The sequence below is a fragment of the Streptomyces incanus genome (assembly GCF_042656345.1).
GTDB lineage: Bacteria > Actinomycetota > Actinomycetes > Streptomycetales > Streptomycetaceae > Streptomyces > Streptomyces incanus.
Genome location: NZ_JBHSPC010000013.1, coordinates 1 through 19522 on the forward strand (window position 1 = coordinate 1; position 19522 = coordinate 19522).

General features: G+C 72.7%; 18 protein-coding genes. 14 read left to right on the plus strand and 4 right to left on the minus strand.

Annotated features, from left to right (window positions below; translation table 11 throughout):
* The first annotated feature begins 227 nt into the window (after positions 1-227).
* The gene (locus ACFP2V_RS04290; RefSeq protein ID WP_381205899.1) at positions 228-1040 is read left to right on the plus strand and encodes a hypothetical protein; all 813 of its coding nucleotides are present in this window, start codon (positions 228-230) and stop codon (positions 1038-1040) included.
* Positions 1037-2212, plus strand: a complete 1176-nt coding sequence (gene mycP, locus ACFP2V_RS04295; RefSeq protein WP_381205605.1) for a type VII secretion-associated serine protease mycosin — start codon at positions 1037-1039, stop codon at positions 2210-2212. Before ACFP2V_RS04290 ends, mycP begins: the two co-directional genes overlap by 4 nt.
* Before the next feature lie 279 nt (positions 2213-2491).
* On the opposite strand, the gene ACFP2V_RS04300 is transcribed toward mycP, so the two are convergent.
* Positions 2492-3343, minus strand: coding sequence for a serine hydrolase (locus ACFP2V_RS04300; RefSeq protein WP_381205608.1), 852 nt, complete (start codon positions 3341-3343; stop codon positions 2492-2494).
* Between the two features lie 91 nt (positions 3344-3434).
* Here ACFP2V_RS04300 and ACFP2V_RS04305 point away from each other — a divergent pair, with 91 nt between their 5' ends.
* Positions 3435-4166 (plus strand): SseB family protein, encoded by a 732-nt coding sequence (locus tag ACFP2V_RS04305; protein ID WP_381205612.1) that lies wholly within the window; start codon positions 3435-3437, stop codon positions 4164-4166.
* A gap of 62 nt (positions 4167-4228) precedes the next feature.
* Here the strand turns inward: ACFP2V_RS04305 and ACFP2V_RS04310 are convergent, their stop codons facing one another.
* Positions 4229-4606 (minus strand): DUF1844 domain-containing protein, encoded by a 378-nt coding sequence (locus ACFP2V_RS04310; RefSeq protein WP_381205615.1) that lies wholly within the window; start codon positions 4604-4606, stop codon positions 4229-4231.
* 404 nt (positions 4607-5010) lie between these two features.
* Here ACFP2V_RS04310 and infC point away from each other — a divergent pair, with 404 nt between their 5' ends.
* The 10 genes from infC to ACFP2V_RS04360 all read left to right on the plus strand — a co-directional run bounded on the left by infC (position 5011) and on the right by ACFP2V_RS04360 (position 16432).
* On the plus strand, positions 5011-5679 hold the full coding sequence (gene infC, locus ACFP2V_RS04315) for a translation initiation factor IF-3 (protein WP_381205902.1): 669 nt from the start codon (positions 5011-5013) through the stop codon (positions 5677-5679).
* A 112-nt stretch (positions 5680-5791) separates the two neighbouring features.
* On the plus strand, positions 5792-5986 hold the full coding sequence (gene rpmI / locus ACFP2V_RS04320; RefSeq protein ID WP_030418114.1) for a 50S ribosomal protein L35: 195 nt from the start codon (positions 5792-5794) through the stop codon (positions 5984-5986).
* A gap of 100 nt (positions 5987-6086) precedes the next feature.
* Positions 6087-6470, plus strand: a complete 384-nt coding sequence (rplT, locus tag ACFP2V_RS04325; RefSeq protein ID WP_004933571.1) for a 50S ribosomal protein L20 — start codon at positions 6087-6089, stop codon at positions 6468-6470.
* A 133-nt stretch (positions 6471-6603) separates the two neighbouring features.
* On the plus strand, positions 6604-7482 hold the full coding sequence (locus ACFP2V_RS04330; protein ID WP_381205620.1) for a TrmH family RNA methyltransferase: 879 nt from the start codon (positions 6604-6606) through the stop codon (positions 7480-7482).
* Between the two features lie 130 nt (positions 7483-7612).
* Positions 7613-8758: a sensor histidine kinase gene (locus tag ACFP2V_RS04335; RefSeq protein WP_381205623.1), complete on the plus strand. Its 1146-nt coding sequence runs from the start codon at positions 7613-7615 to the stop codon at positions 8756-8758.
* A 148-nt stretch (positions 8759-8906) separates the two neighbouring features.
* Positions 8907-10028, plus strand: coding sequence for a phenylalanine--tRNA ligase subunit alpha (pheS, locus tag ACFP2V_RS04340; RefSeq protein WP_381205626.1), 1122 nt, complete (start codon positions 8907-8909; stop codon positions 10026-10028).
* Positions 10028-12538 carry a phenylalanine--tRNA ligase subunit beta gene (gene pheT, locus ACFP2V_RS04345; RefSeq protein WP_381205629.1) on the plus strand — a complete coding sequence of 837 codons (2511 nt, stop codon included), beginning with the start codon at positions 10028-10030 and terminating at the stop codon, positions 12536-12538. Before pheS ends, pheT begins: the two co-directional genes overlap by 1 nt.
* A gap of 470 nt (positions 12539-13008) precedes the next feature.
* Positions 13009-14073 (plus strand): PP2C family protein-serine/threonine phosphatase, encoded by a 1065-nt coding sequence (locus ACFP2V_RS04350; RefSeq protein ID WP_381205632.1) that lies wholly within the window; start codon positions 13009-13011, stop codon positions 14071-14073.
* A 273-nt stretch (positions 14074-14346) separates the two neighbouring features.
* The gene (locus ACFP2V_RS04355; RefSeq protein WP_381205635.1) at positions 14347-15687 is read left to right on the plus strand and encodes a transcriptional regulator; all 1341 of its coding nucleotides are present in this window, start codon (positions 14347-14349) and stop codon (positions 15685-15687) included.
* Between the two features lie 199 nt (positions 15688-15886).
* Positions 15887-16432, plus strand: coding sequence for an NUDIX hydrolase (locus tag ACFP2V_RS04360; RefSeq protein WP_381205638.1), 546 nt, complete (start codon positions 15887-15889; stop codon positions 16430-16432).
* A 40-nt stretch (positions 16433-16472) separates the two neighbouring features.
* On the opposite strand, the gene ACFP2V_RS04365 is transcribed toward ACFP2V_RS04360, so the two are convergent.
* Both ACFP2V_RS04365 and ACFP2V_RS04370 read right to left on the minus strand, forming a co-directional pair.
* A complete protein-coding gene (locus tag ACFP2V_RS04365) occupies positions 16473-16730 on the minus strand; it encodes a hypothetical protein (RefSeq protein WP_381205641.1) in 258 nt (85 codons plus the stop codon).
* 240 nt (positions 16731-16970) lie between these two features.
* The gene (locus ACFP2V_RS04370) at positions 16971-17831 is read right to left on the minus strand and encodes a 3-hydroxybutyryl-CoA dehydrogenase (protein ID WP_381205644.1); all 861 of its coding nucleotides are present in this window, start codon (positions 17829-17831) and stop codon (positions 16971-16973) included.
* 207 nt (positions 17832-18038) lie between these two features.
* Here ACFP2V_RS04370 and ACFP2V_RS04375 point away from each other — a divergent pair, with 207 nt between their 5' ends.
* A complete protein-coding gene (locus ACFP2V_RS04375) occupies positions 18039-19310 on the plus strand; it encodes a glycoside hydrolase family 10-like protein (protein WP_381205647.1) in 1272 nt (423 codons plus the stop codon).
* Positions 19311-19522: the final 212 nt, after the last annotated feature.

Sequence of the window (19522 nt, forward strand, 5' to 3'; positions counted from 1 at the left end):
CGGCCGTCGCGCCGCCGCCCCCGGTCGGGCCGCCCCGGTCGACCGGACCGGCGCCACGTCCTGCGCGGGACGAGGCGCGGGGTGTGGCCCCGCGTCCGGGCGCCGATGAGCCGTACGGCTCCGGGCGGGCCACAGCCGCGCACTCCGGCCCGGGCATCCCCGACCCCGCGTTCTCCTGGAGTGCTCCCGTGGCACCCGGCGGTGCCTCCGGCTCCGGCCGGCCGGTCGTGACGTTCGCGCAGCCCGAGGGGTACGACGAGAACGCCCGGCCGTACCCGCTCGGACGGCGGGGCCGCTCCCAGGTCGTGGCCGCCGCGGTCTGTCTCGTCCTCGGCGTGGGACTGATCGGCGGCGCCGTCGCCGGGAGCTGGCTCGCCGGGGACTCCGGCGAGACGGGCGCCGGCAGCGGCTTCGCCGCCGCCGGAAGCATGTGGCACAACGTCCCCGTCGACGAGCTGTTCCCGCCCACCGTCCAGGGCGAAGGCGCCGGCCCCGGCGACGCCGACCGGGTCTGGACCCGGATAGCCGTGGCCCCGGACAGCGGCTGCGAGGACGCCTTCGACCCGCTGCTGCGCAAGCTGCTCGCCCCCGTCGGCTGCGAACGCCTGCTGCGCGCCACCTACACCGACGCCACCCAGAGCCATGTCACCACCGTCGGCCTGCTGTTCACCAAGGCCGACGCCGTCGGCATGGCCTCCCTCGCCGGCCGGTTCGACAAGGAGCGGCTGGACCGTCGTACCGACCTGATACCCCGCCCGTACGCGGCGAAGGGCACCCCGGCCGCCGGCTTCGGCGCCGGACAGCGTGCCGCCTGGGCGATCTCCGTCCTCACCGACGCCCCCGTCGTCGTCTACGCCGTGACCGGCTGGGCCGACGGCCGCGGCGTCGACACCCCGCTGCCCGCGGGGGACGCCATGGAGTCCGGCGCCACCACCGCCCCCGCCCAGGCGGGCCTCGGCCACGAGGCGCAGGGCCTCGCCGACCGGGTCGAACGCGGCCTGCGCAAGAACGTCGGTACGACCACGGAGCAGCCGTCATGAGGCCCGCGACCGCCCGAGCCGCGACCCTGAGCGTCCTGCTGGCCGCTGGCCTCGCCCTGCTCCCCGCCACCGCCGCGTACGCGGACAGCATCCGCGACCAGCAGTGGGGCCCGGACGCCCTGCACATCCAGGAGGTCTGGCGCACCACGCGGGGCGCGGGCGTCACCGTCGCCGTCCTGGACACCGGGGTCGACGCCGAGCACCCCGACCTCGCCGGCAACGTCCTGGCCGGAAAGGACCTGGTCGGCTTCGGAGCCGAGGCAGGCGACCGCGCCTGGGCCCGGCACGGCACCGCCATGGCGGGCATCATCGCCGGTCACGGACACGGCGTCGGGAACGGCGAAGGCGTCCTGGGCATCGCGCCCGAGGCGAAGATCCTCCCCGTCCGCGTGATCCTGGAGGACGGCGACCCCTCCCGCGCCAAGGCCCGCAGCACCCGCGGCAACGCCCTCGCCGAAGGCATCCGCTGGGCCGCCGACCACGGCGCCGACGTCATCAACCTCTCCCTCGGCGACGACTCCGCCTCCGCGCATCCCGAGTCCGGCGAGGACGAGGCCATCCAGTACGCCCTCCGCAAGGGCGTGGCCGTCGTCGCCTCCGCCGGGAACGGTGGCGAGAAGGGCGACCGCGTCTCCTACCCGGCCGCCTACCCGGGTGTCATCGCCGTCACCGCCGTCGACCGCTACGGCACCCGCGCCCCGTTCTCCACCCGGCGCTGGTACGCCACGATCAGCGCCCCGGGTGTCGACGTGATCATCGCCGACCCCGACCGCAAGTACTACGAGGGCTGGGGCACCAGCGCCGCCGCCGCGTTCGTCTCCGGCGCCGTCGCCCTGGTCAGGGCGGCCCACCCCGGGCTGACCCCGGCCCAGCTCAAGAATCTCCTGGAGGACACCGCCCGCAACGCCCCCGCCGACGGCCGCGACGACTCCCGCGGCTTCGGCTTCGTCGACCCGGCCGCCGCCATCGAGGCCGCCGCCCGGCTGAAGCCCGAGGGCCTGAAGTCGGCGGCCTACGGCGAGCAGTACTTCGGCCCCGGCCCGGACACCGCCGGGTCCGGCACCGGAACCACCGACTGGGCCGCCCCCCTCGCAGGCGGCTCGGGCGGCGTCCTCCTGGTCGCCACGATCGTCCTGTGGCGCGGCCGCCGCCCGAGCCACGAGGACGCCTGAGGCCCTGTCCGGGAGCTCATGCGTCCTGTGAAGGACGACTCGGTGGAGGGATCCGATGAGCGCCGTGGAGATGAACGACCCGCGCGGAGGCGGTCGCGCTCGTGCAGCGGACCAAGCAAGCGGACTACGCCTCGGAGGACGAGGTGGCCCACTGGCCGGCCGGACTCGACCGAGCCCTGGGATGTCCGTATGGACATGTCGGTGACGTGGTCTTCCGGCCGCCGGAGCGGGACCTCTCGGCCGATGAGGTGATCGATCAGGCTCTGGCACGTCGGCCGATCACCCAGTGACGTCCTTCCTCAGGATCTCTGGGCAGGGGCCCGCCCAGCGCGTCGCCGTTGATTGTCCCGCCCCCCGCGCGGGCGCCTGAACACTCTGCCGCGCGTCTCCCCTGAACGCCGATACCGCCGCCCGTGCCGCCGCCTCCACCAGCGCCACACCCCGGGCCATCGTCGGGTTGCCGTCGGACAGCGCGGCCACCAGGAGGTCCCGGCCCCCGACCGTGACACGGCCGATGCTGTTCACCACCCACAGTCCGGTCGCGTCGCGCGGCACCCAGCCGTTCTTCACCGCCCACGCCGCACCGCCCGGCGGCACCGCCTCCGCCACCACCGGCACCCCCCACGCCTGCTCCGGGACCACCCGTTCCATCAGCCCCCGCACGTACGCCCGCGAGGCCGCGGTCAGCTTCGAGTCCGCCGAGGCCCCGAACACCTGGCGGAGCAGCAGAAGTTGATCGGCGACCGTGGTCCGGGTCAGTCCCCATCGGGGGCCGTCGCCGCCCTCGGTGCCGGTCAGGTCCAAGCGGGCATGTGCGGTGTCGAGGCCGGCCGCCCGCCCGATCGAGCGCCACAGCGCGGACGCCGCGTCGTTGTCGCTGCGCTCGATCATCGCCGCGGCGTACGACCGCTCCTCACCGGTGAGTGCCCGTCCCACGTCCTGCGCCTCCAGCAGCAGCGCCGCCAGGATGCCGACCTTCACGACGCTCGCCGTGACGAACGCCCGCTCGCCGTGGCGGACGCTCACTCCCGACACCGGGTCCAGCACCCCCATCGACACCTCGGCACCGGCCGGCACGGCCACCGCCGCCATCGCCGCCGCCGGACGCGCACCCCACCCGTCGGACCTCACCGGCGCCTCCCGCCTCCCGCCGCTTCGCGGCCGCCCCGTCCCGGCCGTCCGCGTGCGAGCCTGTCGCCGAAGGCCGATAGGCTCGAGGACCGTGGCGAACAAGAACATTCCCGACCCCGGCTACCGTGACGACGACGGCTCCGCCGACCCCCGGCTGAGTGCGGCACTCGCCGCCTGGGCCGAGGACGGCAACGCCGTCGCGCCGGTCCTCGACGCGCTCAAGGACACCCGGCTGCTGGTCCCCGTGGTGGCCGTCCTCGGCGAGGTCGAGGAGGACGAGAAGGGGCTGCGCCGGGAGAAGACCAGCGACATGGCCGTTCCCACCCTGAAGGCCGGCGGCCGGACCGCGCTGCCCGCGTTCACGTCCACCGACTCGCTCGCCCGCTGGGACCCGGCGGCCCGCCCGGTCGCCGTACCGCTGCACCAGGCCCTGCAGGCCGCCGCGCACGAGAAGGCGGACACGGTCGTCCTCGACCTGGCCGGGCCCGTGCCCTTCGAACTGACCGGCCCGCTGCTGCTCGCGCTCGCCGAGGGACGCACGACGACCGACCCGCTGGCCGACCCCGCGGTCACCGACGCCCTGCGTGCTGTTGTCGCCGCGGAGCCCGCCGTCCTGCGCGCCCACCTCGGGCCGGGACAGGCCGACGGCACCCTCGCCCTGGTCCTCGACCCCGCGGCCTCCGTCGCCGAGACCGCCCGCGCCGTGGCACAGCGCCTCGCCGCCGACGAAACACTGAGGGCCCGCCTGGTGCGCGGCCTCGACCTGGCAGTACTGCCGGCCGAGGCGACGCCGCCGGGCGAGCCCTTCTACGTACGCGCGTGACGCGTACCCGCGCGTCACGCGCGTGAGCGTGACGGGGCTCGGACCCCCGAGCCCCGTCACGCTCAGCCGTAGATCGCGCCCGTGTACTTCTCGCCAGGGCCCTGCCCCGGCTCGTCCTTGACGAGCGAGGCCTCACGGAACGCCAGCTGGAGCGACTTCAGGCCGTCGCGCAGCGGCGCCGCGTGGAAGGAGCTGATCTCGGTCGCGGACGCGTCCAGCAGACCGGCCAGCGCGTGCACCAGCTTGCGGGCCTCGTCCAAGTCCTTGTGCGCGTCGCCCTCCTCGGTCAGACCGAGCTTCACGGCCGCGGCGCTCATCAGGTTGACGGCGACCGTCACGATCACCTCGACGGCCGGGACCTCGGCGATGTCACGGGTCATGGCGTCGAAGTCGGGGCTGTCGGCGGTCTCGGGGGTGTCCGGGGGGGAGGTCTCACTCATGCCCCACACGATAGGGCCCGGCACGTGTCCCCTTGACGGCAGGAGGTGCGCCGGCAGGGGGCGGTGCAGGCGGTTAGCGCGTCCCCGCGGAAGCTGCTAACCTTGTGTAACGACCGGTCGGACCCGTCTGCCCACAGCATACGTGCCCGGCCCACAAGTGGAGGCTTTCGAACTCCCACCTGATCGTCCCCCGGATGACAGGTCACCGGTCAGGCGGTGCCGCTCAGCGGCGACCCGCCCGAAAGTGCGCCCCGCGGTGACCGCGGCGGTGCTCCGGTAGTTCGAGGAGCCCCGCCTGTGATCGTCCGGGGCATTTTTGTTGCTTCGGCGCGGTTAGGTCTAACGAACACAGACGTTACGCGGCTGTCCGCCAGACCGTCGCGTGGTGCTATCGAGGAGGATCCATCAGCGCCGAGCCCCGCATCAACGACCGGATTCGCGTTCCCGAGGTGCGACTTGTCGGTCCCAGTGGCGAGCAGGTGGGCATTGTCCCCCTGGCCAAGGCACTGGAGCTTGCGCAGGAGTACGACCTGGACCTGGTCGAGGTCGCGGCGAACGCCCGTCCGCCCGTGTGCAAGCTCATGGACTACGGGAAGTTCAAGTACGAGTCGGCCATGAAGGCCCGTGAGGCGCGCAAGAACCAGGCGCACACGGTCATCAAGGAGATGAAGCTCCGGCCGAAGATCGACCCGCACGACTACGACACCAAGAAGGGTCACGTCGTCCGGTTCCTCAAGCAGGGCGACAAGGTCAAGATCACGATCATGTTCCGTGGTCGCGAGCAGTCCCGGCCCGAGCTGGGCTACCGACTGCTGCAGCGGCTCGCGGAGGACGTCCAGGACCTCGGGTTCATCGAGTCGAACCCGAAGCAGGACGGCCGGAACATGATCATGGTTCTCGGTCCGCACAAGAAGAAGACCGAGGCGATGGCCGAGGCCCGCCAGGCGCAGGAAGCCCGCAAGGCGGACGCGAAGGCCCACCCCGGCCGCTCGCAGAACGTCGCGGAGGGCGAGCAGTCGGAGGACGCCGAGGCGCCGGCCGAAGTCCAGACCGAGGCTCCCGCCGACGCATGACCTCGGGGCCCGCCGGCCCTCAAGGACATAACCGAAACAAGTATGACGCTCCACCGTGCCCGGTTTTCGTGACCGGGCACCGGAGCGCCACCGACGAGGAGATAACGGCGCCATGCCGAAGAACAAGACGCACAGCGGTGCCAGCAAGCGCTTCAAGATCACCGGCTCCGGCAAGGTGCTCCGTGAGCGCGCCGGCAAGCGCCACCTGCTCGAGCACAAGTCGTCCCGTGTGACGCGTCGCCTCACCGGCAACGCCGAGATGGCCCCGGGCGACGCCAAGAAGATCAAGAAGCTTCTCGGCAAGTGACGTTCCGGCGCTCCGGCGCCGTATGCACGTCAGGACCGGGACCCAATCGATTTCGGGCCACGTGACCATCAACCGCGGCCCCGCTACAAGGAGTTAAAAAGTGGCACGCGTCAAGCGGGCAGTCAACGCCCACAAGAAGCGCCGGGCGATCCTCGAGCAGGCCTCCGGCTACCGCGGTCAGCGTTCGCGCCTGTACCGCAAGGCCAAGGAGCAGGTCACCCACTCGCTGGTCTACAACTACAACGACCGCAAGAAGCGCAAGGGTGACTTCCGCCAGCTGTGGATCCAGCGCATCAACGCCGCTGCCCGCGCGAACGGCATCACGTACAACCGCTTCATCCAGGGTCTGAAGGCCGCGAACGTCGAGGTCGACCGCAAGATCCTGGCCGAGTTGGCCGTCAATGACGCCACCGCCTTCGCCGCGCTCGTCGAGGTCGCCCAGAAGGCGCTGCCGGCGGACGTGAACGCGCCCAAGGCCGCGTGACGCCGCGCCGGTCCTGTAACCGGCGTGATCCAACGGACCCGCAGGCGCTGCCTGCGGGTCCGTAGTCTGTCCGGAAGCCGCCGCGGCACCCGCGCGGGAGCCACCGCGGAAGTTGCGAGCGAAAGTGAACCGAATGCCCCCCGCCACCCCCGAGTTGATCTCCTCCCGCTCTCCCCGCGTGCTGGCCGCGCGGCGGCTGGCCAAGCGGAACTTCCGGGGCAAGGAGCGGCTGTTCCTCGCCGAGGGGCCGCAGGCCGTACGGGAGGCCGCCGTTCACCGCGACACCGCCGCTCACCGGGACGCCGGCGCCGCCCCCCTCGTCGAACTGTTCGCCACCCCGGAGGCCGCCGAGCGGTACGCGGACATCATCGGCACCGCCCGGGACGCCGGCGCCCGCATCCACCTCGCCGACGAGCAGGTCGTCGCCGACATCTCCACCACCGTCACCCCGCAGGGCCTCGTCGGCGTGTGCCGCTTCCTCGACACCCCCTTCGAGGAGATCCTCGCCGCCCGCCCCCGGCTCGTCGCCGTCCTCGCCCACGTACGCGACCCCGGCAACGCCGGCACCGTCCTGCGGTGCGCCGACGCCGCCGGCGCCGAGGCCGTCGTCCTGACCGACGCCTCCGTCGACCTGTACAACCCCAAGGCCGTACGCGCCTCCGTCGGATCGCTGTTCCACCTGCCCGTCGCCGTCGGCGTCCCCGTCGAACGCGCCGTGGCCGCCCTGAGGCACACCGGCGTACGGGTGCTCGCTGCGGACGGCGCCGGCGACCGCGACCTCGACGACGAACTCGACCACGGCACCATGGGCGGGCCCACCGCCTGGGTCTTCGGCAACGAGGCATGGGGACTTCCCGAGGAGACCCGGGCGCTCACCGACGCCGTCGTCCGTGTTCCGATCCACGGAAAGGCCGAAAGTCTGAACCTCGCCACCGCCGCCGCCGTATGTCTCTACGCGTCGGCGCGTGCACAGCGCGCCGTCGGAGGGTGCCGCTCCGTCACCGAGAGCTAGTAAGGTGACCTGCCCGGGGACCCTCCCCCAGCTCTCGGCCGTACCCCAGGCTCCCCGGCTCCGACCGGACCGGGGCACCCCGCCCGAGCGCGGGGCACCCCGAGGAAGTACGGAGAGGTGGAGTACGGGGATGGTCGTCGGCACGAGCAGCGCACCGGGAGCACCTCGGGCGGCGCGCCCGCCCGAGCCCCGGTCCGACGGCCCCGCCGAGCTGGGCATCGATCCCGACCAACTGCCCGACGGCCTCGTCGTCGCCGACGAGCACGGCAGGGTGATCTGCTTCAACGCGGCCGCGGCCCGCATCACCGCCGTCCCCGCCGAGCGGGCCCTCGGCGGGCGGCTCGACGCGGCCCTGCCGTTGGAGGACCTGGAGGGCCGGCGCTGGTGGCAGCTCACCGACCCCTACGGCGGCCTCGCCATCCGGGTCGGCCAGCCCGAGCGCAACCTCCTGCTGCCCGGCGGCCGGGAGGTCCTCGTCTCCGCGCGCTACGTCCGCACCCGGCCCACCGGACCGGTCCACCGCGTCGTCGTCTCACTGCGCGACACCGAGGCCCGGCGCCGCACCGAACGCAGCCACGCCGAACTGATCGCCATCGTCGCCCACGAACTGCGCTCCCCGCTCACCTCCGTCAAGGGCTTCACCGCCACCCTGCTCGCCAAGTGGGAGCGGTTCACCGACGAGCAGAAACGGCTCATGCTGGAGACCGTCGACGCCGACGCCGACCGGGTCACCCGGCTCATCGCCGAGCTCCTCGACATCTCCCGCATCGACTCCGGGCGCCTCGAACTGCGCCGCCAGCCCGTCGACATCGGAGCCGCCGTCGGACGGCACATCCAGGCGTACGTCGCCGCCGGACAGCCCGCCGACCGGTTCCTGCTGCGGATCCAGCACCCCCTGCCCGACCTGTGGGCCGACCCCGACAAGGTCGACCAGGTACTGAGCAACCTGCTGGAAAATGCGGTGCGCCACGGCGAGGGAACCGTCACCATCGACATCACGCCCTCGGCGTCCCCCCGCGACCGGGAGAACGGCGAGCACGCGGCCACGTCGGTCACCGTGAGCGACGAGGGCCCCGGCATCCCGGAGGAATCCATGAACCGCGTCTTCACCCGCTTCTGGCGGGGCAGCAAGCGCGGCGGCACCGGCCTGGGGCTGTACATCGTCAAGGGCATCGTCGAGGCCCACGGCGGCACCATCACGGTCGGCCGCGCCCCCGGTGGCGGCGCGGAACTCCGATTTACGTTGCCCGTGGCGGCCCCCGCGTATCTCAGCTAGCGCGCACCCGGGGCCCCACGGGCGCATTCGCGGTCCCTCACCCCGTTAGACTCGGCCTCTGGCACCTTTGTGTCCCACAGACGGAGACGCTTCGGCCACGAGCCGGTGACGGGGACCATCAGCCAGCCAAACGGAAGTACGGGAAGAGATGTCGGCACCCAATAAGTCGTACGACCCTGTCGAGGTCGAGGCGTTGAAACCGGAAGAGATCGAGCGCATGCGGGACGAGGCGCTCGCCGCCTTCGCCGCCGCGGACTCCCTCGACGCCCTCCACGAAGCCAAGATCGCCCACACCGGCCCCGCCTCGCCGCTGGCCCTCGCCAACCGCGAGATCGGCGCCCTGCCCCCGCACGCCAAGGCCGACGCGGGCAAGCGCGTGGGCCAGGCGCGCGGTGCCGTGAACAAGGCCCTCGCCGGCCGCCAGAGTGAACTGGAGGCCGAGCGGGACGCCCGGGTCCTGGTGGAGGAGGCGGTCGACGTCACCCTGCCCCACGACCGCGTACCGCCCGGCGCCCGGCACCCGCTGACCACGCTGTCCGAGCGCATCGAGGACATCTTCGTGGCCATGGGCTACGAGGTCGCCGAGGGCCCCCAGGTCGAGGCCGAGTGGTTCAACTTCGACGCCCTCAACATCGGCCCGGACCACCCGGCCCGCGGTGAGGCCGACACCTTCTTCGTGCAGGGCCCCCAGGGCGGCACCGAGTCCGGTGTCGTCCTGCGCACCCACACCTCGCCCGTGCAGATCCGCTCCCTGCTCGGCCGCGAGCTGCCGGTCTACGTGATCTGCCCCGGCCGCGTCTACCGCACCGACGAGCTGGACGCGACCCACACCCCCGTCTTCCACCAGGTGGAACTCCTCGCCGTGGACGAGGGTCTCACCATGGCGGATCTCAAGGGCACCCTGGACCACATGGTGCAGTCGCTGTTCGGCGAGGGCATGAAGACCAGGCTGCGGCCGAACTTCTTCCCCTTCACCGAGCCGAGCGCCGAGATGGACATGCTCTGCTACGTCTGCAAGGGCGAGTCCGTCGGCGACCCCGACCGCTCCTGCCGTACCTGCTCGTCCGAGGGCTGGATCGAGCTCGGCGGCTGCGGCATGGTCAACCCGCGGGTGCTGACCGCCTGCGGCGTCGACCCGGAGAAGTACAGCGGTTTCGCCTTCGGGTTCGGCATCGAGCGGATGCTGATGTTCCGCCACAACGTCGAGGACATGAGAGACATGGTCGAGGGCGACGTCCGGTTCACCCGGCCGTTCGGGATGGAGATCTGATGCGGGTCCCGCTTTCTTGGCTGCGGGAGTACGTCGACCTGCCGGCCACCGAGACCGGCCGCGACGTCCAGGCCAAGCTCATTTCGGCCGGCCTCGAGGTCGAGACCGTCGAACACCTCGGTGCCGACCTCAAGGGCCCCCTGGTCGTCGGTCAGGTGCTGACCATCGAGGAGCTGGAGGGCTTCAAGAAGCCGATCCGCTTCTGCACCGTCGACGTCGGCCGGGCCAACGGCACCGGTGAACCCCAGGAGGTCGTCTGCGGCGCCCGCAACTTCGCGGTCGGCGACAAGGTCGTCGTGGTGCTCCCCGGCGCGGTGCTGCCCGGTGACTTCGCGATCGCCGCCCGCAAGACCTACGGCAAGGTCTCGCACGGCATGATCTGCTCCAGCGACGAGCTGGGCATGGGCGACGACGGCACCAAGGGCATCATCGTGCTGCCGCCGGAGACCGAGGTCGGCAAGGACGCCGTCGAGCTGCTGGAACTGGTCGACGAGGTCCTCGACATCGCCGTCACCCCGGACCGCGGCTACTGCCTGTCGATGCGCGGTGTGGCCCGCGAGACCGCCACCGCCTACGGGCTGCCGCTGCGCGACCCGGCCCTGCTCGACGTCCCCGGGCCGAACGCCTTCGGCTACCCGGTCGAGGTCTCCGACCCCGTCGGCTGCGACCGCTTCACCGCCCGCACGGTGACCGGGCTCAGCCCCGACGCCCGCTCCCCGATCTGGCTCACCCGCCGGCTGCAGAAGGCCGGCATGCGCCCGGTCTCCCTGGCCGTCGACGTCACCAACTACGTGATGCTGGAGCTCGGCCAGCCGCTGCACGCCTACGACCGCTCCCTGGTCCAGGGCACCATCGGCGTGCGCCGGGCCGAGCAGGGCGAGAAGCTCACCACCCTCGACGGGGTGCGACGCACCCTCGACGCCGAGGACCTGCTGATCACCGACGAGCGCGGCCCGATCGGGCTCGCCGGTGTCATGGGCGGCGCCGATACCGAGATCGCCGACCACGACCTCGACCAGGCGACCTCCGAGGTCGTCGTCGAGGCCGCGCACTTCGACCCGGTGTCGATCGCCCGTACGGCCCGCCGGCACAAGCTGTCCTCCGAGGCGTCCCGGCGCTTCGAGCGCGGCGTCGACCCGCAGGCCACCGCCGCTGCCGCGCAGCGCACCGTCGACCTGCTGGTGCTGCTCGCCGGCGGTACCGCCGAGGCCGGGGTCACCGAGGTCGTCGCCCCGTCCGCGCCGCACACCCTCACCATCCCGGCCGACCACCCGGACAAGGTCGCCGGCGTCACCTACGGCCGGGAGACCGTCGTACGCCGCCTCCAGGAGGTCGGCTGCGACGTCTACGGCCAGGACGAGCTGGTCGTCACCGTGCCGTCCTGGCGGCCCGACCTCGCCGACCCGAACGACCTGGCCGAAGAGGTCATCCGGCTCGAGGGCTACGAGAACCTGCCCGTCACCCTGCCCCGGCCGCCCGCCGGACGCGGGCTGACCTCCCGGCAGCGGCTGCACCGCCGGATCGGCCGGGCCCTGGCCGGCGCCGGATACGTCGAGGCGCCGAACTACCCGTTCGTCGGTGAGCAGATCTTCGACCAGCTCGGCCTGGACGCGGACGACCCGGCCCGCAGGGTGGTGAAGCTGACCAACCCGCTCAACGACGAGGAGCCCGCGCTGCGCACCTCGCTGCTGCCGGGCCTGCTCGGCGCGCTGCGGCGCAACGACGGACGCGGCAGCCACGACGTCGCGCTGTTCGAGACCGGCCTGGTCTTCAAGCCGCGCGAGGAGCAGCGGGCCGCCGTCCGCCTGCCCGTGGACCGGCGGCCCACCGACGAGGAACTCGCCGGGCTCGACGCGGCGCTCCCGGACCAGCCGCGGCACGTCGCCGTCGTTCTGGCCGGTGCCCGCGAACAGGCCGGCTGGTGGGGCGCGGGCCGCCCGGCCGACTGGGCCGACGCGGTCGAGGCCGCCCGCACCGTCGCCGCCGAGGCGGGCGCCGAAGTCGTCGTCCGCCAGGGCCAGTACGGTCCGTGGCACCCGGGCCGCTGCGCCGAACTGGCGGTCGCCGTCGACGGCACCGAGCGGGTCATCGGCCACGCCGGTGAGCTGCATCCGCGTGTGGTGAAGAACCTGGGCCTGCCCGCGCGCACCTGCGCGATGGAGCTCGACCTGGACGTCCTGGAGCAGGCCGGCGAAGACACCCCGCAGGCGCCGGGCATCTCCACCTTCCCGGTCGCCACGCAGGACGTCGCCCTGGTCGTCGACGGCTCCGTGCCGGCCGCGGACGTCGAGGCGGCCCTGCGCGAGGGCGCCGGTGAACTACTGGAGTCCATCCGCCTGTTCGACGTGTACGAGAACGCCGAGCAGTTGGGCGAGGGCCGCAAGTCCCTGGCGTACGCGCTGCGGTTCCGCGCGCCCGACCGCACGCTGACGGTCGACGAGGCGTCCGCGGCCCGCGAATCGGCGGTCGCCCTCTCGGGCGAGCGCACCGGGGCGGTCCTCCGGGGCTGACGCCCTCCGGACCGGAAGGCTCCTCGGGGCCCACGGCGTTTTTCGGGGACCGCGTGTCCGCCGCGGCCACGGCTCGTTCGTGCCGTGGCCGGCGGACACGCGGTCCCCGTGCGCTTTTGGGGTCCGTCCGGCGGAGCATGCCAAAGACACCGGGCGGCCGCAGGGCCCCGGTCCGCTGCGAGCAAGGCCCGTCCTGTGCCCGGGGCCTTCGCCGCGCCGGGGGACACGGCAGCCGTCGCTCACCGCCGCTGGACAGGCCACGCCGGCCGCCTCCGACACTGCCGCCGGGCAGGGCCGGTCGTCCCACAGGGCCGTATACGTCCCCCGTGCATTCGCTTCCCCCGGTTACCTCACTCGTTCGGGTGGCATTTCCGGGTGATACGTCCGGATCGGGCGATCCGGTCGGCAGAATCGGACCGGCCCTTCGAGGCCGGTCTGCGCTGTCAGGGCCAAAATGGGGGGCCATCGGCATGATCCGCTTCAAGGGTGGGGCGCCCCGCACAGGGCGGTCCAGGACCAGCTCATGGGGACCGGCCGTCTCATGGGGGCCCGACCACTGCCCGCTGCTGCGCCGGGCGCTCGCCTGCGGGCTGCCGCCCACGGTCCTCGGCGCTCTCGGTACCGGACTGGCCCTGCACGTCGGGCGGAGCCTGCTGCGGGAGGTGCGGCGCAGCCGCACGATCGCCCGCACCGCGCAGCGGATGCTGCGCCCGCCTCCCCGCGTCGACGGGCTGGCCGTCGCCGCCGTCCAGCTGTCCGCCGACCGGGGCGCCCGGTTCGGCGGCGATCTGTACGAGGTGGTCGCCACCGAGTACGGCGTACGGGCGGTCATCGGCGACGTCCGCGGACACGGGCTCGGAGCCGTCCCCACCGTCAGCGCCGTTCTCGCCGGCTTCCGCGAGGCCGTGCACGACGAGCCCGACCTGGCCGGAGTCCTGCGTCGGCTGGAGCGGGCGATGGACCGGCACCTGCGGGAGCGGGCGGGTGCCGAGCGCCTGTCGGCGGGCGCCGGTCACGCCTTCCGGACCGCCGAGGAGTTCGTCACCGTACTGCTGCTGGAGATCCTCCCCGACGGGGAGATGCGGGCCCTGAACTGCGGGCACCCCTGGCCCCATCTGCTGAGCGGTCCCCGGGCCGAACCGCTCGCCCGCACGGACCCGCTCCCGCCGCTCGGCCCGTTCCCGCTGCCCGCCGAACTCCCCGCCGTTCCCTGCGACCCGCTGCGGCCCGGCGACACGCTCGTCCTGCACACGGACGGAGTCGAGGACGCACGGGACGCCGACGGCCGCTTCTTTCCGCTGTCCGAGGTGCTCGCCTCGGCCGCCCGCGAGGCTCCGCCCACACCGCAGGCCGCCCTGCGGACGATCCTCACGGCGCTGGTCCACCACACCGGTGGCCCGCCCAAGGACGACGTCGCCCTGCTGATCCTCAGGAACGAGCGCCCGTCCCCCCGCGCCCCTTCGGGGCCGGGGGGTACCGCGCGGTCCGGCGCGACGGATCTCTCCCCGACGGGCCCGCTGCAGCACCCGGCGTGACCGGGCGCCTGGCGCGATCGTCAGGGCCGGCGGTGCCGTCCGCCCCGCCACCGAGTGTCGGGCAGGCAGCCGGGCGGACGGCATGGAAGCGGGCCGCCGCACTGTACGAGGGGGAGCCGGCGGCCCGGCCGGCCTCTTTCGAGGCACCTCAGTCAACCGGTCGGCAACTCTCCGCGACAGCGTGCACACCCTGCGGATGCGAGCACTCCGTTCGCACCCCGTGTGAACGCCCAGCCACTACTCTGTCGGCACCGATTCCCCCCGGGGGGCCTCATGCAGCCCAACACTCTGCTCGACGCGGTCCTGGACGAGGCCGGTATCTCGCACGCCGGCCTGGCCGCGCACGTCAACCAGGCCGGCCGGGCGCGCGGCCTGTCCCTCAGATACGAACACACCGCGGTGGCACGCTGGTTGAAGGGGCAGCGGCCCCGGGGCCAGGTACCCGACCTGATCTGCGAGGTGCTGGCGGGCCGGCTGCACCGCCCGGTCACCCTCGACGACATCGGCCTCGGTGTCCCCGGCGAACCCTCCGTCCCGCACACCGGCGCGCTCTCCGGTTTCGTCGAGCGGGCCACCGCGCTGTGGCGCTCCGACCAGCAGCGGCGCCCGCACATACTGGGTGCGCCCGCGGTCACCGGGACCCCCGCCGTGATGCCCGTCTGGGAGTGGGAGAACCCGCCCGAGGACGTCGATGTCTCGCGCGGCGGCCGTCACCGGGTCACCCCCGGCGACCTGGACATGCTGCGCGCCGCCCGCAGCCACTACGAGCAGATGTATCGTAAGGCCGGCGGCGTCGCGACCCGTGACCGCGTCGTCGGCTTCCTCAACGCCGAGGCCGCCCCCCTGCTCCGGGGCGGCTACACCGACGCCATGGGCCGTCAACTGCACCGGGCCACGGGAGGGCTGGTGGCCGTCGCGGGAATCTGCGCGTACGACTCCGACGCCCACGGCCTCGCCCAGCGGTACTTCCACCAGGCGCTCCGGCTGGCAAAGGCCAGCGGAGACCAGGGACTCGGCGCGTATGTGATCGCTCTCCTCGTCAACCAGTCGCTGTTCATGCGGGAGTACCGGCAGGCCGTCGCCTTCGCGGAGGCCGCGCTCCGCACCGCCGGCAAGCACATCACGCCGGCGCTCGCCTCCGACCTGTACGCGATGCAGGCCAAGGCGTACGCGCACCTCGGCGACGGCACCGGCGCGCTGTCCTGCATCCGCCGCGCCGAACAGGCCGCCGAGCGCATCCGGCGCGGCCACGAACCCGACGAGACCGGCTATGTCCAGCCCGGCCTGGTCAACGTGCAGGTGGCGGAGGCCCTGCTCAGCCTCGGCGAGCTGGCCGCGGCGGGTGTGCACGCGGCCGCCGCCGTCGACAACCCCGCGCACGACCGGGGCCGGGTGCACCGCCTGGCCATGCTGAGCACCATCGAACTGCGGCAGGGCAACGCCGACAAGGCGGTCGCCATCGCCGTGCAGATGGCCGAGCAGGCCCGGGGGATGGAATCGCAGCGGCTGCGCGACAGACTCCGGGCCGTGCGCGAGCACCTGGTGCGCAACGGCTGCGAAGGTACCGCCGAGGCGGCCGAACTCATCGACGGAGCCCTGCGCGTACCGCTGTAGGCACCGCGGCGCGGCGGGGGTGGAAGGGCAGGGGTTCCCCCCCGGACGCCCCCCGGACGCCCGCGCCGTGCGGCGGCGCGGGCGTGCGCTGTGCGCCGTGCCGCGCCGTCCACTGCGCCGTCGGCGGCCTCCTGTGCGCCTGCTGCCGAACCGCCGCTGCTGCGATATTGCCACCTGTCGAACGAAAGGTGGCATAACCGTGCAGTGGGCGAACAGGAACGAACAAACCGTTTATGTGAACCGCTGGTTCAGTGTCAATCTCGCGGATGTCGAGCTGCCGGACGGCCGGCATCTCGACCACTTCCTCATCCGGCTGCGGCCCGTCGCCGTGGCCACGGTGGTGAACGAGGCCAACGAGGTCCTCCTCCTGTGGCGCCACCGCTTCATCACCGACAGCTGGGGGTGGGAACTCGCCGCCGGAGTCGTCGAGGACGGCGAGGACGTCGTCCGGGCGGCGGCCAGGGAGCTGGAGGAGGAGACCGGCTGGCGGCCCGGGCCCCTGCGCCATCTCATGAGCGTGGAGCCGTCCAACGGGCTCACCGACGCCCGGCACCACATCTACTGGGCCGACGAGGGCGAGTATCTCGGACCCCCGGTGGACGACTTCGAGTCGGACCGCCGGGAGTGGGTACCGCTCAAGGTGGTTCCCGACCTGGTCGCACGCGGCGAGGTCCCGGCCGCCAACATGGCAGCCGCGTTACTCCTGTTGCACCATCTCAGGCTGGGGCAGGACACCATGCCCTGATCCCTCCGCAGCCGTCGGCCGTCCGGCCCCGGTGCGTGCGTCAGCGGCCGAACGCCTGCCAGGCCGTCACGACGAGCGCGCCCACGGCCGTGACGGCCGCGACCGCCTGGAGTGGCCAGCGGGCGTGCTCCAGGGTGACGATCCGGGTGTTCAGCTCGTCCAGCTCCCTGGCCGCCTCCTCGGTGCGATGGCTGAGCAGCGCCAGTCCGCCCTCGACGCGGGCGTATGCCACATCGAGGCGGCGCCGTAACTCTGCGACTTCACCCTGGACGGCGGGCTGTTCGGGCTCGGCGGTCACGAGTCCGCTCCTCTCCGTAATCCTTCTCGTTCCATGTCTACGGAGGGTGAGTCAACTCCCCTGGTGGGCATGGGGTAAGAGTGTGCGGGAGGCATATGCGAGCCCGGCGCGCACACGGCGTGTGAACGCCGCGGGCCCGGCACCCTTTGCGGTTCAGGGGTACCGGGCCCGTTCGCACGGCCGGAACGCGGCGGTGGGTGAACGTGACGGGCCGTCAGCCCACCGTCGCGGGTGGCTGCCTCAGCCGTAGCTGTAGAAGCCGGAACCGCTCTTGCGGCCCAGCCGCCCCGCGTCGACCATCCGCTGCAGCAGCGGGGGAGCGGCGTACAGCGGCTCCTTGTACTCCTCGTACATCGAGTACGCGACCGAGGCCACCGTGTCCAGGCCGATCAGGTCGGACAGCTTCAGCGGGCCCATCGGGTGGGCGCAGCCCATCTCCATGCCGTTGTCGATGTCCTCGCGGCTGGCGATGCCCGACTCGAACATCCGGATCGCGGAGAGCAGGTACGGGATCAGCAGCGCGTTCACCACGAACCCGGAACGGTCCTGGGCGTGGATCGCGTGCTTGCCCAGCACCTTCTCGGTGAAGAGCTGCGCCCGGCTGATCGTGCCCTCGGAGGTGGTGAGCGCGGGGATCAGCTCGACCAGCTTCTGCACGGGGGCCGGGTTGAAGAAGTGGATGCCGATGACGTGGTCCGGCCGCGAGGTGGCGACCGCCAGCTTCACCAGCGGGATGGAGGAGGTGTTCGAGGCCAGGATCGCGTCCGGCCGGGTCACCACCTGGTCGAGCACCTGGAAGATCTCCGTCTTGACCTGCTCGTTCTCGACGACGGCCTCGATCACCAGGTCGCGGTCCGCGAACTCGCCCAGGTCCGTGGTGAAGCTCAGCCGGGCTTGGGTGGCCTCCAGCTCCTCCGCCGTGATCTTGCCGCGCTCCGCTGCCTTCGTCAGGGAGTTGAACAGCCGGGTGCGGCCGATCTCCAGGGCCTCACCGGTGGTCTCGGCGACCCGCACGTCCAGTCCGGCGCGGGCGCACACCTCGGCGATCCCCGCGCCCATCTGGCCGCAGCCCACCACTCCGACGCGTTCGATGTCGGTCACATCGTCCCTTTCGCTTCCTGGGCGCGGCTCGGGTCCCTCTGGCCTGCGCTGTCTACGACTCCTGGCAGGAGCACCGGGTTCCCCGGTCGCCTGCTCCGTCCGTGCACGTTACCCGGAAGTACCGATGATCGATCGCGGGGGTCGGGCATCCTGGGGCCCGGAGCGGTCCGCGGCCGGGCGGATCACGGCTTTTGCGACGGGTGCGAAATGGGACGAGTGTCACGCAGGGCGTTCGCGGCGGCGGCGCTGTCGGCGGTGACGATGATGACGGCCGCGGCGGCCGCCCCGGGACGGCCGATGTCCGGGCCGTCGGGCGCGGCGGGGGGCCGGGGCGCGGCCGCCGATGAGATGCGGGGCGTGTGGCTGGCGACCGTGGACAACCGGGACTGGCCGTCCCGCCCGGGGCTGAGCGCCGCCGAGCAGCGGGCCGAGCTGACCGCCCACCTCGACACGGCCGTCCGCAACCGGCTCAACACCGTGATCCTCCAGGTGCGGCCCACGGCCGACGCCCTGTGGCCGTCCCCGTACGAACCCTGGTCCGCCTGCCTCACCGGCACCCAGGGCGTGGACCCCGGCTGGGACCCACTCGGCACCGCCGTCACCGAGGCCCACGCCCGCGGCCTGGAACTGCACGCCTGGTTCAACCCGTACCGGGTCGCCGCGCACACCGATCCCAGCCGGCTCGCCGCCACCCACCCGGCCCGCGAGAACCCCGGCTGGGTGGTCCCGTACGGCGGGAAGCTCTACTACAACCCCGGTCTGCCCGAGGTCCGCGCTTTCGTCGAGGACGCGATGCTCGACGCGGTGCGCCGCTATCCCGTCGACGCGGTCCACTTCGACGACTACTTCTACCCGTACCCCGTGGCGGGCCAGACCTTCGACGACGACACCGCCTACGACACCCACGGCGGCGCCTTCCCCGACCGGGCGGCCTGGCGGCGGGACAACATCGACCGGCTGGTGCGCGAGACGGCGGACCGGATCAAGGAGACCAGACCCGGCACCCGCTTCGGCATCAGCCCCTTCGGGGTCTGGCGCAACGCCGGAACCGATCCCCTCGGCTCCGACACCCGGGCAGGTGTGCAGACGTACGACGACCTGCACGCGGACACCCGCCGGTGGGCGCGAGAGAACTGGGTCGACTACATCTGTCCGCAGCTGTATTGGTCGGCACACCCGCTTGACCAGGAGGTTTCTGCTAACTATGCAGTCCTTCTGCCCTGGTGGGCAGAGGTTGCGAGGGGGTCGGGGACACGGCTCTACATCGGGGAGGCCCTCTACAAGGCGGGCGACCCGGCACAGCCCGCGGCCTGGCAGGACCCGGCCGAACTGTCCCGTCACCTCACCCTCGCCAAGAAGCACCCAGAGGTGCGGGGGCACGTGTTCTTCGCTGCCGAGGAGGTCAAGGCGGACAAGAGCGGGGCCATGGCCCGGGTAGTTGCCGACCACTACCAGTGGCCGGCGCGGACGCCCCGATGACCGAGGGGCAGGCCGCCTACAGGGCGCTCACAGAGATCTTGAGCCGGCATCCTGAATCAGAACGGGCTCGGGTACTCGGCGTACTGTTGCGCATTTCGCTGGGCGTGCGGGGTGACCGTGTCGGGAGCCGGCAGCTGCGAAGTGGCGGTGGGGTGTCAGGTCTCCCGGTGCGACTCTGCTGCGCAATTCGCCAGTCTCGTAGGAACAGCCGC